The organism is Gottfriedia sp. ABJ_BB2_2 (assembly GCF_055484705.1).
Window position 1 is genome coordinate 55,840 of record NZ_JBVFKR010000009.1, and the last position, 13,713, is coordinate 69,552.

The 13,713-nt window shown below is 33.5% G+C and carries 14 protein-coding genes; 9 read left to right on the top strand and 5 right to left on the bottom strand.

What is annotated here, in order from left to right:
* The 6 genes from ACX6U0_RS17115 to ACX6U0_RS17140 all read left to right on the top strand — a co-directional run bounded on the left by ACX6U0_RS17115 (nucleotide 1) and on the right by ACX6U0_RS17140 (nucleotide 5,464).
* The gene (locus tag ACX6U0_RS17115; RefSeq protein WP_464961084.1) at nucleotides 1–798 is read left to right on the top strand and encodes an ABC transporter permease subunit; all 798 of its coding nucleotides are present in this window, start codon (nucleotides 1–3) and stop codon (nucleotides 796–798) included.
* Nucleotides 799–822: 24 nt separating this feature from the next.
* A complete protein-coding gene (locus tag ACX6U0_RS17120; protein ID WP_464961085.1) occupies nucleotides 823–1,617 on the top strand; it encodes an ABC transporter permease subunit in 795 nt (264 codons plus the stop codon).
* Nucleotides 1,618–1,794: 177 nt separating this feature from the next.
* Complete coding sequence (kynU, locus tag ACX6U0_RS17125; RefSeq protein WP_464961086.1) at nucleotides 1,795–3,069, top strand: kynureninase; 1,275 nt, start codon at nucleotides 1,795–1,797, stop codon at nucleotides 3,067–3,069.
* 12 nt (nucleotides 3,070–3,081) lie between these two features.
* Nucleotides 3,082–3,705 (top strand): arylformamidase, encoded by a 624-nt coding sequence (gene kynB / locus ACX6U0_RS17130; RefSeq protein WP_464961087.1) that lies wholly within the window; start codon nucleotides 3,082–3,084, stop codon nucleotides 3,703–3,705.
* A gap of 13 nt (nucleotides 3,706–3,718) precedes the next feature.
* A complete protein-coding gene (locus tag ACX6U0_RS17135) occupies nucleotides 3,719–4,417 on the top strand; it encodes a tryptophan 2,3-dioxygenase family protein (protein ID WP_464961088.1) in 699 nt (232 codons plus the stop codon).
* 174 nt (nucleotides 4,418–4,591) lie between these two features.
* Entirely contained in the window at nucleotides 4,592–5,464 is an 873-nt protein-coding gene (locus ACX6U0_RS17140; protein WP_464961089.1) for a cation diffusion facilitator family transporter, read from the top strand.
* Nucleotides 5,465–5,527: 63 nt separating this feature from the next.
* On the opposite strand, the gene ACX6U0_RS17145 is transcribed toward ACX6U0_RS17140, so the two are convergent.
* The 4 genes from ACX6U0_RS17145 to ACX6U0_RS17160 form a co-directional block, all read right to left on the bottom strand.
* A complete protein-coding gene (locus ACX6U0_RS17145; protein WP_464961090.1) occupies nucleotides 5,528–6,523 on the bottom strand; it encodes an ABC transporter permease subunit in 996 nt (331 codons plus the stop codon).
* A complete protein-coding gene (locus ACX6U0_RS17150) occupies nucleotides 6,516–7,433 on the bottom strand; it encodes an ABC transporter ATP-binding protein (protein WP_464961091.1) in 918 nt (305 codons plus the stop codon). The genes ACX6U0_RS17145 and ACX6U0_RS17150 overlap by 8 nt, the downstream gene beginning before the upstream one ends.
* Nucleotides 7,426–8,235, bottom strand: coding sequence for a GDSL-type esterase/lipase family protein (locus ACX6U0_RS17155; protein ID WP_464961092.1), 810 nt, complete (start codon nucleotides 8,233–8,235; stop codon nucleotides 7,426–7,428). The genes ACX6U0_RS17150 and ACX6U0_RS17155 overlap by 8 nt, the downstream gene beginning before the upstream one ends.
* 123 nt (nucleotides 8,236–8,358) lie before the next feature.
* A complete protein-coding gene (locus ACX6U0_RS17160) occupies nucleotides 8,359–9,162 on the bottom strand; it encodes a formate/nitrite transporter family protein (protein WP_464961093.1) in 804 nt (267 codons plus the stop codon).
* A 242-nt stretch (nucleotides 9,163–9,404) separates the two neighbouring features.
* Between ACX6U0_RS17160 and ACX6U0_RS17165 the strand changes: the two genes are divergently transcribed.
* Nucleotides 9,405–9,665 (top strand): DUF2573 family protein, encoded by a 261-nt coding sequence (locus tag ACX6U0_RS17165; protein WP_464961094.1) that lies wholly within the window; start codon nucleotides 9,405–9,407, stop codon nucleotides 9,663–9,665.
* Between the two features lie 189 nt (nucleotides 9,666–9,854).
* Entirely contained in the window at nucleotides 9,855–10,772 is a 918-nt protein-coding gene (locus tag ACX6U0_RS17170) for a proline dehydrogenase family protein (protein ID WP_464961095.1), read from the top strand.
* Between the two features lie 182 nt (nucleotides 10,773–10,954).
* Here ACX6U0_RS17170 and ACX6U0_RS17175 read toward each other — a convergent pair whose 3' ends face one another.
* Nucleotides 10,955–11,095 (bottom strand): YuzL family protein, encoded by a 141-nt coding sequence (locus ACX6U0_RS17175; RefSeq protein WP_464961096.1) that lies wholly within the window; start codon nucleotides 11,093–11,095, stop codon nucleotides 10,955–10,957.
* A gap of 217 nt (nucleotides 11,096–11,312) precedes the next feature.
* On the opposite strand from ACX6U0_RS17175, the gene ACX6U0_RS17180 reads away from it, so the two are divergent.
* Complete coding sequence (locus tag ACX6U0_RS17180) at nucleotides 11,313–13,694, top strand: 3-hydroxyacyl-CoA dehydrogenase/enoyl-CoA hydratase family protein (protein ID WP_464961158.1); 2,382 nt, start codon at nucleotides 11,313–11,315, stop codon at nucleotides 13,692–13,694.
* Nucleotides 13,695–13,713: the final 19 nt, after the last annotated feature.

Consider the following 13,713-nt stretch of genomic DNA (forward strand, 5'->3'; position numbering starts at 1 on the left):
ATGAATATATTTTTTCATGAATTAAAAGCTTATCGGAAAACCACGATTATTTGGACCTGTTCTTTAATGGGGATTGTTATCTTCTTTTTATTAATGTTTCCTTCTATTTCTAAAGATTACTTGGAATTTTCAAAAGTGCTGGAGGGATATCCTGAAGGAGTAAGAAAAGCACTTGGTCTTGAGCTTGAGAGTTTTGGATCAATTCTAGGATTCTATTCTTACATCTTTTTATATATCACCCTTTGTGGATCAATTCAGGCAATGATATTAGGAACATCAATTGTTTCAAAGGAAATGCGTGAAAAGACTGCAGATTTTCTATTAACAAAGCCAGTTACTCGAACAAAAGTATTAACTTCAAAACTATTGGCAGGGATAACTTCATTAATGATTACAAATGTGTTTTACCTCGCAACAGTTTATATAATGGCAGGGCAAGTTACTGAAGCAGCTTTTAGTAGTAAGTTATTATTTTTAGTATCAATCACTTTATTCTTCCTTCAACTCATTTTTTTGACATTGGGTATTTTAGTTTCAGTTATTTTTTCTAAATTAAAAGCAGTACTTTCAGTTTCTCTAGGTACAGTATTCGCTTTTTTTGTAATCGGTATGGTTGTTTCTGGTGATAGTAGTCAGGCAAAACGGTATTTATCACCTTTTAAATATTTTGATCCTAAGTATATTATCGCTCATTCAAAATTTGAATTTGCATATTTAATCGTTACAGTCGGAATCATACTTGTTTCAATCATTGTTAGTTATTTCATTTATACAAAAAAGGATGTACACGCGGTATAAATGAATGTAAAAGGATGGGTAGACATGAATATATTTCTTAGAGAAATGAAAGCTTATCGAAAATCTATCATATTTTGGAGTATAGGAATCATTTTCTTATTGGCGAGTGGGATGGCAAAATATAAAGCTACAGCGGCTAATGGTGAGATAAATGATTTGTTTGCTGAAATGCCTAAATCATTTCAAGCAATTGTAGGTTCGGGTGCATTTGATTTATCAAAAGCGAGTGGTTATTTTGGGATTCTAGTACTCTATTTATTTTTAATGGCAACGATTCATGCAGCCATGCTAGGAGCTAATATCATTGCAAAAGAAGAACGTGATAAAACAGCGGAATTTATATTTGTAAAACCGATATCTAGAACAAGTATAATCATGTATAAATTGTTAAGTGCTCTCACGAATGTACTAATTTTTAATCTGGTTTCTTGGATATCAAGTGTTCTGTTTGTTGGGAAATATAGTAATGGTGAACAGGTGAATGGAGATATCGCCATCGTAATGACTGGAATGTTTATTTTACAGTTATTATTTTTAGTAATTGGTACTGCGATTGCAGCAGTAAGTAAAAATTCTAAAAAGGCAGCCTCGTATTCTACTGGTATTCTCTTACTAACATTTATTTTATCGATTGCAATTGACTTGAATGAGAAAATAGAAATATTAAAGTATCTGTCACCATTTAAATATTTTGAGGCGAAAAATATCATGTATGGTGGAGGTTTTGACATAGCATTTGTTGCAATTTCAATCATTTCGATCATTACATTAACTTTTGTCACCTTCTTATTTTATAATAAGCGTGATTTACATGTGTAAGAAGATTAGGTAACAAATAATATTTTATATGAAGGTGACTTGAACCGATGTGAACACACATAGCGTTCTAGTCCCTTATTTTTTTATTAGAAATTATATTCAGAAAATATTGACATCAGTTATCAAACTACAATACCTTTAATATATAAGTTATTTAATTGTTAGGAGGTAAAGAGGATGTTTCAAGCAACAAAAGAATTTGCTGAGATTCTAGATCAAAAAGATTCTTTAGCTAACTATCGTAATGAATTTTATCTACAACCTAATACAATTTACTTAGATGGAAATTCTCTTGGACTTCTTTCAAGAAGGGCAGAGCAAAGTTTACTAGATTTATTAGCTTCTTGGAAAAACTTAGCCATCGATGGCTGGATGCAAGGGGAGTACCCTTGGTATTATTTTGCAGAAAAACTAGGTGCGTTAAGTGCGCCATTAGTCGGAGCAAAAGAAGATGAAGTAATCGTTACAGGTTCTACAACCACTAATCTACATCAGTTAATTGCAACTTTTTATCAACCAAGTGGGAATAAAACGAAAATATTAGCTGATGAATTAAATTTTCCATCTGATATTTATGCGATTCAAAGTCAATTAAAGTTAAAAGGTTTCGATCCAGAAACTCATTTAATTCGAGTGAAGAGCCGTGATGGTAGAACGATTAATGAAGAAGATATTATAAATGAGATGACCGAAGAAATAGCTTTAATTATCTTGCCAACCGTTTTATATCGAAGTGGCCAATTGCTGGATATAGAGCGTTTAACAAAGGCAGCTCATGAACGTGGAATTTTGATTGGTTTTGATGGCTGTCATTCAGTCGGAGCGATTCCACATAAACTTCATGATTGGGATGTAGATTTTGCATATTGGTGTAATTATAAATATTTAAACAGTGGCCCAGGTGGGGTTGGAAGTTTATTCGTACATGAAAAACATTTAGGAAAAATGCCGGGCTTGACTGGTTGGTTTGGTTCAGATAAAGAAAAGCAGTTTGATATGAAGCATGAGTTTTCACCTGCTCAAACAGTCGGAGCTTATCAAATTGGAACTCCACATATTTTAAGCATGGCTCCTTTAGCGGGCTCACTTGAACTATTTAATGAAGTGACAATTGAACGAGTTCGAGAAAAATCATTACAAAGTACAGCTTATTTAATGAACTTAATTAATGAAGAATTAGGTGAGTTTGAATTTACGATTGGAAATCCACTCGATGATGTTTCTCGTGGTGGCCATGTTTGTCTTGAGCATGAGGATGCAGCAAGGATTTGTAAAGCATTAAAATTGGACGGAATTGTTCCAGATTTTCGTGCACCAAACGTAATTAGGTTAGCTCCAATTGCCTTCTATACTTCATATGTTGATATTTGGAATAGTGTACAAATATTAAAGAAAATCATGGTGGAAAAGCAATATGAACAATTCCATAATGAACGAGAAATTATTGCTTAGGAGTTGTATGGAATGTCTTTAATTGATATCTCAAGAAGATTACAAAATGGAATGCCTGTATGGCCAGGTGATACTAATTTCTCATTTGAACTAAGCTGGACAAAAGAAGAAAGTGGTTCAGTGAATGTTGGTAAATTAACGTTAAGCACACATACTGGAACGCATATCGATGCGCCTTTTCATTTTGATGAAAACGGTAAAAGGGTAATTGACCTGGATCCAAATCTGTATGTAGGTGAAGCGAGGGTTATTGAATTACCAGGTGTTGAGAGTATTAAAAAAGTAGACTTAGAGGCATTTTCATTAAATGGTGTAAAACGATTATTAATTAAAACAAATTCATGGAAAAATGATAACGCTTTCCCAGAAAGTATACCTCATATTGAAAAAGACGTAGCAGCGTTTTTAAAAGAAAATGGAATTAAATTATTAGGTATAGATGTACCTTCAGTAGATCCACTTGATAGTAAAGAATTAGTTGCACATCATGCGCTACATGAAAATGGAATACACATATTAGAGTCAATTGACTTACGAAGTGTTAGTGAAGGGGACTATGAACTGATAGCATTACCTTTACCATTAACCGATGCAGACGGAAGTCCAGTTCGTGCAGTTTTACGTAAATACGTTTAGGGGGATATGAAAAATGACACAAGAGCAAAAGAAATTAACTGATTATGAGAAATACATCCGAACAGAAGAGTTATTAAGTTTACAAAAGCCAGACGCTGAATTATTTTGTCCTGATGAATTAACATTTCAAACGATACATCAAATTGCTGAGTTACATTTTAAATTAATCATTCAATCAATCCATGCAGCAGATCAACATATGCGTGCAAAGGAAGTAACAAGAGCAATCCATCATCTTGGTCGTATTAATAATCACCTAAAACATTTACCAGCAGTTTTTGATATGGTGAAGGCTGTAAGTCCAAGTGATTACCATATTATTCGTTTAGCATTAGGTAGAGGAAGCGGTCAAGATTCACCTGGATTTAATGAAATCTTAAGATTAGGACCAACACTTTGGCAGCCATTTGTAGATTTACTAAATGAAAACTTATTAACACCAGTTCAATTACATCAAAATGCATCAACTCATTTTGAATTATTCCAGCTGATGCAAGAACTGACTGCCTTTGATGAAAGCTTCCAAACTTTCCGTAGACAGCATATCCAACTTGTTAGAAGAATGATTGGAATGAATACGAAGAGCTTAAAAGGAGTACCTGCTGAAGCATTAGAGCGAGCAGTACGATTTGAATTTTATCCTGAGTTATGGCAAGCAGTTTGTGACTTAACTGATTTAACAGGTTCTAGCTATAACCCAAAACCACTATAATAAATTAACTTCAATTATCTTTATGATCGAAACAAACCAGATTCTATGTGTTTATTACATAGGTTCTGGTTTTATTTTTTCTACTTATGTAACGATGGAAACAGTCATTTATGGGAATGATAAATAAATGAGAAAAATTGAGAGATAAGTTTCAAAGTAGAGCGGAGTGTTTATATGGATAAAAGTCTTCAAAAACAACTAGATACGGCAGCTTTTTTAAGTATTTTTGCTTATTTAATTCTAGCAGCAGTTAAAGTAATTGTTAGTTTTAGAACAAACTCTAGTGCATTACTTGCAGATGGTCTTAACAACGTGACGGATATTGGGGCATCATTAGCTGTGTTTATCGGGATTAAAATTGCTAGAAAGCCAAGAGATCTAGATCATCCATATGGTCATTCAAGGGCTGAGCAAATTGCTACATTAATAGCTTCCTTTATAATGATGTCAGTAGGCTTACAAGTCATTATAGAAAATGTAAGACTTTTGATAAAAGGAGAATATGAAACACCGAGTCATTTGGCGGCGATTGTTGCATTTGCTTCTGGGATTTTTATGATTGGGATTTACTTTTATAATAATAAAATCGCCAAAAAAACCAAAAGTAAAGGACTTGAAGCATCGGCAAAGGACAATTTATCAGATGCATTAGTCAGCTTTGGAACGACGATAGGTGTATTAGGAGCATCTTTTGGCTACCCAATTATAGATCCAATTGTGGCAATCATTGTTGGTGGTATCATATGCAAGACAGCATGGGAGATTTTTTATGAAGCTTCCCACTCATTAACCGACGGCTTTGATCCAGATGAAATGGTGTTATTTACTGAAACGGTGGAAAAAGTACCAGGCGTATTTAAAGTTGTCGACTTAAGAGCAAGGATGTATGGGAATACAACAATTGCCGATGTAGTCATAGAAGTTGATGGTGGAATCGACGTAAGCAAAAGTCATAGCATTACGGATCAAATCGAAATGATTCTACACGAGCAACACAGTATTCAATATACACATATTCATGTTGAACCTAAGAGTAAATTTAGATGATAAATTAAAAAGGTGACGCTTAAAAGTGTCACCTTTTATTTGTAGCTAAGTACAAAATTAGTATTAACCTAACATATCTTGTTTAATAAACGTAATAAATCCAATGAGTAAAGCAGCTATTCCCCAAACTGATAGATTGATGAGAGAGAACTGCATATTCAGTCCTTCTATTGAAGGTAATTGACCTTGTAAATAATCAGTAAGACCAAGATTTACACTAAAGAAGTATTTTGCACCTGACCATGATGTTGCAAGTCCACTTAAAACACTTCCTGTAATTAAAGCCGCTAGCATAATCCCCATCGCAGCTGGTGTTGTTCGTACTAGCACAGAAACCATAAATGATAATGTTCCAATAATGATACAAACAAACCACGCTAGTCCAAAAGCCATAATGACATATTTCCATTGAGGTATCAGTTGAACTGAATCCGTTATTAAATTGTTATTTTTAATGACAAAACCAGTTAAGACAGGAACAGTCCATCCTTTAAAGCTAAATACAAACCCAGAAACGAGATAAGCCATCAAACCATATAAAACGATTAGAAATGATATTAATAAATAAATTGAAATACATTTACTAAGTAAAACCTTCCATCGCTTAACAGGCCGTGTGAGTAAGAGTTTGATTGTTCCATCACTTCTTTCACCGGAGACAATGTCAATTGTAATCACCATTACGAGTAAAGGTAGTAGTAACCACCCGATACTTTGTTCTATTAGCTCTCGAATGAATGTCGGTGCGCCAGGTGTTGTAGGATTAATATTATTATCTAAGTAGTATTGTTCTTGATCAATTTGGACCTTTAACCAGCTTTTCCATTCTTCAGGAATACCGGATGAATTTAAGCGGTTTTGTTGATCAACAATCTTTTGTTGAAGTGCAACCTTCCAATCATCAGTCCCTAAGCGTTTAATTGTTTCTTGCGTTTGCTGTAGCTGAGCATAGACAAAAATCGGGATAAGGACAGATAGAATTAGGAAAATGACTAGTATTCTTTTTTTACGAACCATTTTTTCAATTTCATTAAAGACGAGTCTTATTAATTCAGCCAAGTGCTTCGCCTCCCGTTATTTCCATAAATAAATCTTCTAATGTTACGGACATTGTACGAACCCCGTTAACTTGTATTGACTCATTTATAAAAAGCTGAATATAATCATGGATTTTTTCAGGTGACATGCGACATTGTATCACTTCATCCTTTTGAACAACATCTTGAATGGACGGATCATTAGAAAGTAATTCTTGCGCACTACTCACAGGTGATACTTTCCATTCAACTCGTTCAGCAGCTTCTTCAACAAGTTCTTTTACTGTAGAAACTCTGACCATTTTTCCTTTATTAATAATGCCGACTCGGTCACAGATCATTTCAATTTCGCTAAGTAAGTGGCTTGAAATAAACACACTGATATGATGTTGTTTTACAAGCATATGTATAAATTCTCTTAATTCACGAATTCCAGCTGGATCTAAACCATTTGTAGGTTCATCTAAAATAAGCAGCTTTGGATCACCTAATAGTGCTTGAGCAATTCCAAGTCTTTGTTTCATACCAAGAGAATAATTTTTTACTTTTTCATGTATTCTTTCATCTAATTTTACTAGCTTTACTACTTCATTGATTTTTAACTCGTCTGTTATATGTAACATTCTAGCGAACTGTATAAGGTTTTCCCATCCAGTTAAGTAACCATAGAGCTCAGGATTTTCAACAATACAACCAATTTCCTCCATCGCTTCTTTGAAGTGAGTTTTGACTTGATAACCAGCAACCTCGATTTTTCCTTTTGATGGAGAAATTAACCCAACCAGCATTCGAATTGTTGTTGTTTTTCCAGCTCCGTTTGGTCCTAAAAATCCAAAGACCTCTCCTTGGTTAACTTCAAACGAAATATTGTCAACTAGTACTTTGCCTTTTATGACTTTAGAAACATTTTCTACTTTTAATACTTTACTCATTTTTCTCACCTCGAAGCTGGCTTCCTATTTTTTTAGATAAGCGATTGGCCATTTCAATGTATCCGGCTTTGTTTGGATGGAAGTGATCTGTGTATAAATATTTTTCTTCTTCGTTGTAGAATAAATCGAAAGTAGGTATAACATATGCATTATCGAGCTGAAGTACTGTCTGTTCTAATATTTCATTCCATTTTGAAACGAAGCTTGAAGAGGCATCTAGGCCTTCTACATTATGAAAAGGGTTGTAATAACCCAATGCATAGATAGGTGCAGACTGGTTTTGTTTTCGTATTTGTTGAAAGATCGCTTGAAGATTTTTCTGAAATGTTTTTTCGTCAGGTCGATAAGATTGTAAGAATTGTTGATTTAGTTGTTCTGCTCCTGGAAATAAATCATTACCTCCGATTGAGAGCATAATAGTGTCGGCAGAACGAATTGCTTCTTGTACGCTTTTATTTTTAAGTTGAACGACTAAATCTGAAGTTTTTGCACCACTTACTGCTAAATTAGAGATTGTTGAGGATTGGTCATAGTCTTTTTCAAGTGTTTCTTTCACTCTTCTTACATAACCTTGTCCTTCATCATCACCAACCCCACGAGTAATTGAATCGCCTAATGAAACAATCATAATTGAATCTTTCTTATGAATACTTTGTTTTGTGTCATTTTCTTGGCTAACAATCAGTTTGCTTTTCTGAGGATTTAAAACTGTGTATGCACCTTTTATAAATCCATAAGTTAATAGTAAAAAACACAAAAATGAACTAATCATGATAAAATAAACGAATTTATTATACTTCATTTTGTCACCACCAAAAAAGGTAAAATTTTCATATATAATCACATTATTACCATATTAAATATAGATTTGCACGAAAAAACCTGTCTACTTAGTTTTTGGACAGGTTTAGGTAAAAATCATTCTTTATGAAATTTGTTTTAATTTTTCATGATTTACAGAGCTACGATTGTTTAAGTAATAATAACAAACGCCAACACCGATAGAACCACCAACAATATTACCTAAAGTAACTGGAACTAAATTGTGTAAAACATTACTAAAAGTAAATGCTATATCATGAGGCATAATTGATGCTAATGTAAAAACGGCAATATTTGCTACACTATGTTCATAACCAGAAAAAAAGAACGCAAATACCAATAAGAAAATTATGACCATTTTTGCCATATCGTCTTTTAATCTTGTTGGTAAAAAACAAGCAAGACAAACAAGCCAATTACATAATACTCCTTTAAAAAACAATTGAATAAAAGAAGCGTGTATCTTGTGATCAACAACATTTGTTAAGTAATGATCTATTGGAAATTCCTTGGATAAACCAGTAAAGTAGTACAAGACGGCAAAGACAATACATCCTAAAATATTACCAGAGTAACATGCAATCCAGTTTCTGATTAAATCAATTTTGCTTGTTTTTTTAGCCAACGTAGAGATTGTAAAATACATTGTATTACTAGTAAAAAGTTCTCCACCGCCATATATAATCATAACGAGTGCTGTGGCGAAAACAAAAGGATAGGCTACTGAAGTGAATAGAGATTCTTGTAGTCGGAAAACTTCTGCTAATTTTAAGCACACAATTAAAATAAAACTAATATAAATAGAAGCCAATGCTGCACGAGTTACATATTTATATATATTTTGATCTAATACATTCTTTTTTTTAAGAGCCAATTCGATGCAATACTGAATACTATCCCGTTCCAAGATGATCACTCCAATACATTGCTTATTATAAATAGTTACACCATCTAGTATAAAGACAATATTCATTGGAAGTTTGTGAAAGTGTGTACAATGTGTGAAATGAGAAATTATGCGATATAGTATGAAAATGTAATTAATAAACTAGCATTCATCTATTTTTATTATTTGCGAATGTATAATATAATTTCGTGTATCAGAATACATTTTAAAAAGTTATGCAGTATGTAGGAGAGGTGAGTTTTATGCAAAAGGAATTTGAACAAAAATTTGAAGCACTAATTAAGAAATATACAGAATTAATGCTTGGAGAATGGTCTGAGGAAAAACAAGAAAAAGTAGAGAAGTGGATCATGTACACATATATATCTAAATCTATGCCTCCATTGGCGAAACATTGGAATGAAACATACCCAGAAGCGAAGGAAGAAATGGTTCATTTAATTAAAGAAATAAAAACATTAAATGAACAACACCGAGACGAAATAGCAAATAAGAAAAAATAGGTAATAAGTTTTAGGACGTCGTATGGATGACTGATGACTAAAGTTATGATAATATAATATTTAGAAAGCGTTTTTAGTTTACACAAAATTCGACAATTTGCTAAAAAAATGTTTTAACGATATTCATTAAATGATACATTAGTATTAGATAGAGAGAGAAGTACGATTTAAGAATTTGGGGGTTAAGAGATGGAACAATTGATGAAAAATACTTTTTTATTCATGTCAAAAAATAAATTTTTAACGAAGATGGCAAAGAAATACGGTCTTCGTTTTGGTGCAGCTCGTTTCGTTGCTGGGGAAACAATTGATTTAGCAACTAGAGTAATCCAAGATTTAAATAAAAAAGATTTAAAGGTTACAATTGATTATTTAGGTGAATTCGTTGATACGGTTGAAGAAGCAAACGAAATGACTGATCATTGTATCGAAGCAATTGAAGCAATCGGCAAAAATAATTTAAATTCACAACTTTCATTAAAGATGACTTCAATGGGTCTTGATATTTCGGACGAGCTTGTATTAGGAAATATGCGTCGAATTCTTGAAGTTGCTACAAAACACAATGTGTTTGTAACGATTGATATGGAAGACTTTACTCGTTGTGAAAAAACAATTCGCATATTTAAACAATTAAAATCTGAGTACGATAATATCGGTACTGTAATTCAAGCTTATTTATACAGAACTGAAAACGATATCAATGATTTAAATAGTTTAAATCCAAACTTACGTCTAGTTAAAGGTGCATATAAAGAACCTGCAGAAGTTGCATTCCCAGACAAAAAAGACGTTGATGAGAACTTCAAAAAAATCATTAAAATGCACTTATTAAACGGTAACTTTACTGCGATTGCTTCTCACGATGAAGCTATGATTGAATATACTAAGCAATTAGTAAAAGAACATAATATCCCTAACGATCAGTTCGAATTCCAAATGTTATATGGTATTCGTGTTGAACGCCAATTAGAGCTTGTTAAAGAAGGCTATAATATGCGTGTTTACGTGCCTTATGGTACTGACTGGTATGGATACTTCATGCGTCGTTTAGCTGAACGTCCAGCTAACGTAGCTTTCGTGTTAAAAGGTATGTTCAGTAAATAATGAATTGAAAGAGACTGCTGAAAAGAGGATTGTCCGAGATCCTTATTTCAACAGTCTCTTTTTTCTTTTTATACAGGATTATTTGTGAATCGACCTTAATATAAATTCAAAAACAAAACAACATTATTTTTTATTATTTCATGGTCCTAGTCTATGGAAAAAACCTTAGTAAAAAAATATTCTTATTGACCCATATTTTCTCGTCCGTACTGCTGGTTGTTACTTTGTTTTCCTTTTTCCTGCTTTTGATCTCCATGACCTGCATTTCCTTGTACACTTGCTGCACTAACTGCACCCTTAGATGGATTTCTCTTCCGTCGCATAGTAATCACCTCCATTCATTAGACTAACCTAATACAGTAATCTTATTAGTAAAAAGGGATTGGCTAAAAATAAAAAAATATTAATTTAAACTTTTTGTTTATTGCGAAAAATTAGAATTTAGCATATAGTGAAAGTAGAGCTCATTTGCGATGGGGAAATTCTATCTTGAAAGTGAATGAGTATTCATTCAAGAAACAAGGAGGAGAAATGCATATGATCCAAAGAATTAAAAAAGCCGCTGTACTCGGCTCGGGTGTGATGGGTTCAGGTATTGCAGCACACTTAGCGAATATAGGTATTCCAACATTACTTCTTGATATTGTTCCAAGAGAATTATCTGAGGAAGATACTGCAAAAGGTCTTACTACCCAATCTAAAGAATTTCGTAATCGTTTTAGTCAAACGGCTATTCAAAAATTATTAAAACAAAAACCAGCTCCTCTAGCCTCAAAGAAAAATTTAGCTTTAATTGAAGCTGGAAATTTTGAAGATGACATGAGTCGTTTAAGTGAAGTTGACTGGGTCATTGAGGTAGTAGTTGAAAATTTAGCGATAAAAAAACAAGTATTAGCAAAAGTTGATGCAGTTCGTAAGCCTGGATCAATCATAAGCTCTAACACATCAGGAATTTCAATTGAAGCAATGTCTGAAGATTGTTCTGAAGACTTTAAAAAACATTTCTTAGGCACACACTTTTTTAATCCACCTAGATACTTAAAATTATTAGAAGTAATTCCTACACAACATACATCTCATGAAGTACTGTCATTTATGAAAAAATTTGGTGAAGATGTTTTAGGTAAAGGGGTTGTACTTGCGAAGGATACACCTAACTTTATCGGGAACAGAATCGGAACTTACGGGTTACTTGTAACAGTTCGTGAGATGCTTAAAGGTGGATATAGCGTTGGTGAAGTAGATTCAATTACTGGTCCGATGATTGGCCGTCCATCTAGTGCTACTTTCCGTACGTTAGATGTAGTTGGATTAGATACATTTATCCATGTTGCAAATAATGTTTATGACTTAGTAGAAGGCGAAGAAAAAGAAGTATTCAAGGTTCCAGAGTTTATGAAGGAAATGGCAGATCGTAAATGGTTAGGAAGTAAGAGCGGTCAAGGATTCTTCTTAAAACAAGGTAAGGAAATTTTAGAACTAGATCCAGCTACTTTTGAATATGGTGCAAGAAAAAAATTAACGACTGTTTCTACTGAAACTGTTAAACAAGTAAAAGGTTTATCAAATAAGTTGAAAGCGCTTGTATACGCTGATGATAGAGCTGGAAACTTCCTATGGAGTATTATTAGTCCAGTATTAGCGTACTCTGCTCAATTAACTGGTGAGATTTCAGATAATATTGTAGGAATTGACCAAGCAATGAAATGGGGATTTGGATGGGATTTAGGTCCTTTTGAGATTTGGGATGCAATTGGTGTTTCTAAGTCAGTTGTCCGCATGGAAAGCGAAGGGATTTCTGTTCCTAGTTGGGTGAAGGATCTGTTAGATAATGGTAATGATAGCTTCTACAAACAAGATAATGGTGTTGTTAGTTTCTATCATAATGGGGAATATGTTCAATTAGAGCGAAATGAAAAAGAAATTAAACTTAGCGCTTTAAAAGAACAAGGTCGTATCATTAAGAAAAATTCTGGTGCAAGTTTAATTGACCTTGGAGATGGTGTTGCTTGTTTAGAGTTCCATACAAAGAGTAACGCAATCGGTATGGATATTACACAAATGATTAACTTCGCAGTTGAGGAAGTATCTAAAAATTACAAAGGGTTAGTCATTGGAAATCAAGCTAAGAACTTCTGTGTTGGAGCAAATTTAGCAATGATTCTAATGGAAGCTCAAGATGATAACTACTTTGAAATTGAAATGGTTGTTAAAGGCTTCCAAAACGCAATGATGAAAATCAAATACTCTGATAAACCAGTAGTAGTAGCTCCATATGGAATGACACTTGGTGGAGGTTCAGAGATTTGTTTACCGGCATCTAGTATTGTTGCATCTTCCGAGACTTATATGGGATTAGTTGAAGTTGGCGTAGGATTAATTCCTGGCGGTGGCGGTAGTAAAGAGCTTTATATGAAACAATTAAAACAATTCCCAGAAGGTGTACAGTTTGACTTGCAAACTTTAGCAAACCGAGTGTTTGAAACAGTGGCGATGGCTAAAGTGTCTACATCTGCACAAGAAGCTTTTGAAAACGGATTCTTAAATCACAATGATCGTAAAGTGTTTAATGCGGATCATTTAATTTATGAAGCAAAACAACGAGTTCTAGAATTATATGAAGCTGGCTATAGTGCGCCAATACGTGAGAAAGTTCCTGTTGTTGGTGAAACAGGCTATGCAACATTATTATTAGGTGCTCAAGCAATGTATCAATCTGGATATATTAGTGAGCATGATTTAACAATTGCAAAAAAATTAGCTTATGTGATTGCTGGTGGTAAAGTTCCATTCGGTACAAAAGTTGATGAGCAATATTTATTAGACATTGAACGAGAAGCATTCTTAAGCTTAATCACTGAAATGAAGTCACAAGCTCGTATGCAGCACATGCTTGTAAAAGGAAAACCGTTACGTAACTAATCGGAGATGGAGGGAAGAA

What these genes read in the sequence shown, in the direction of transcription:
- ACX6U0_RS17170 (WP_464961095.1), top strand. Translation starts at nt 9,855, where the DNA reads ATGGAACAATTGATGAAAAATACTTTTTTATTCATGTCAAAAAATAAA.
- ACX6U0_RS17155 (WP_464961092.1), bottom strand. Translation starts at nt 8,235, where the DNA reads ATGAAGTATAATAAATTCGTTTATTTTATCATGATTAGTTCATTTTTG.
- kynU (WP_464961086.1), top strand. Translation starts at nt 1,795, where the DNA reads ATGTTTCAAGCAACAAAAGAATTTGCTGAGATTCTAGATCAAAAAGAT.
- ACX6U0_RS17175 (WP_464961096.1), bottom strand. Translation starts at nt 11,095, where the DNA reads ATGCGACGGAAGAGAAATCCATCTAAGGGTGCAGTTAGTGCAGCAAGT.
- ACX6U0_RS17150 (WP_464961091.1), bottom strand. Translation starts at nt 7,433, where the DNA reads ATGAGTAAAGTATTAAAAGTAGAAAATGTTTCTAAAGTCATAAAAGGC.
- ACX6U0_RS17135 (WP_464961088.1), top strand. Translation starts at nt 3,719, where the DNA reads ATGACACAAGAGCAAAAGAAATTAACTGATTATGAGAAATACATCCGA.
- ACX6U0_RS17165 (WP_464961094.1), top strand. Translation starts at nt 9,405, where the DNA reads ATGCAAAAGGAATTTGAACAAAAATTTGAAGCACTAATTAAGAAATAT.
- ACX6U0_RS17115 (WP_464961084.1), top strand. Translation starts at nt 1, where the DNA reads ATGAATATATTTTTTCATGAATTAAAAGCTTATCGGAAAACCACGATT.
- kynB (WP_464961087.1), top strand. Translation starts at nt 3,082, where the DNA reads ATGTCTTTAATTGATATCTCAAGAAGATTACAAAATGGAATGCCTGTA.
- ACX6U0_RS17120 (WP_464961085.1), top strand. Translation starts at nt 823, where the DNA reads ATGAATATATTTCTTAGAGAAATGAAAGCTTATCGAAAATCTATCATA.
- ACX6U0_RS17140 (WP_464961089.1), top strand. Translation starts at nt 4,592, where the DNA reads ATGGATAAAAGTCTTCAAAAACAACTAGATACGGCAGCTTTTTTAAGT.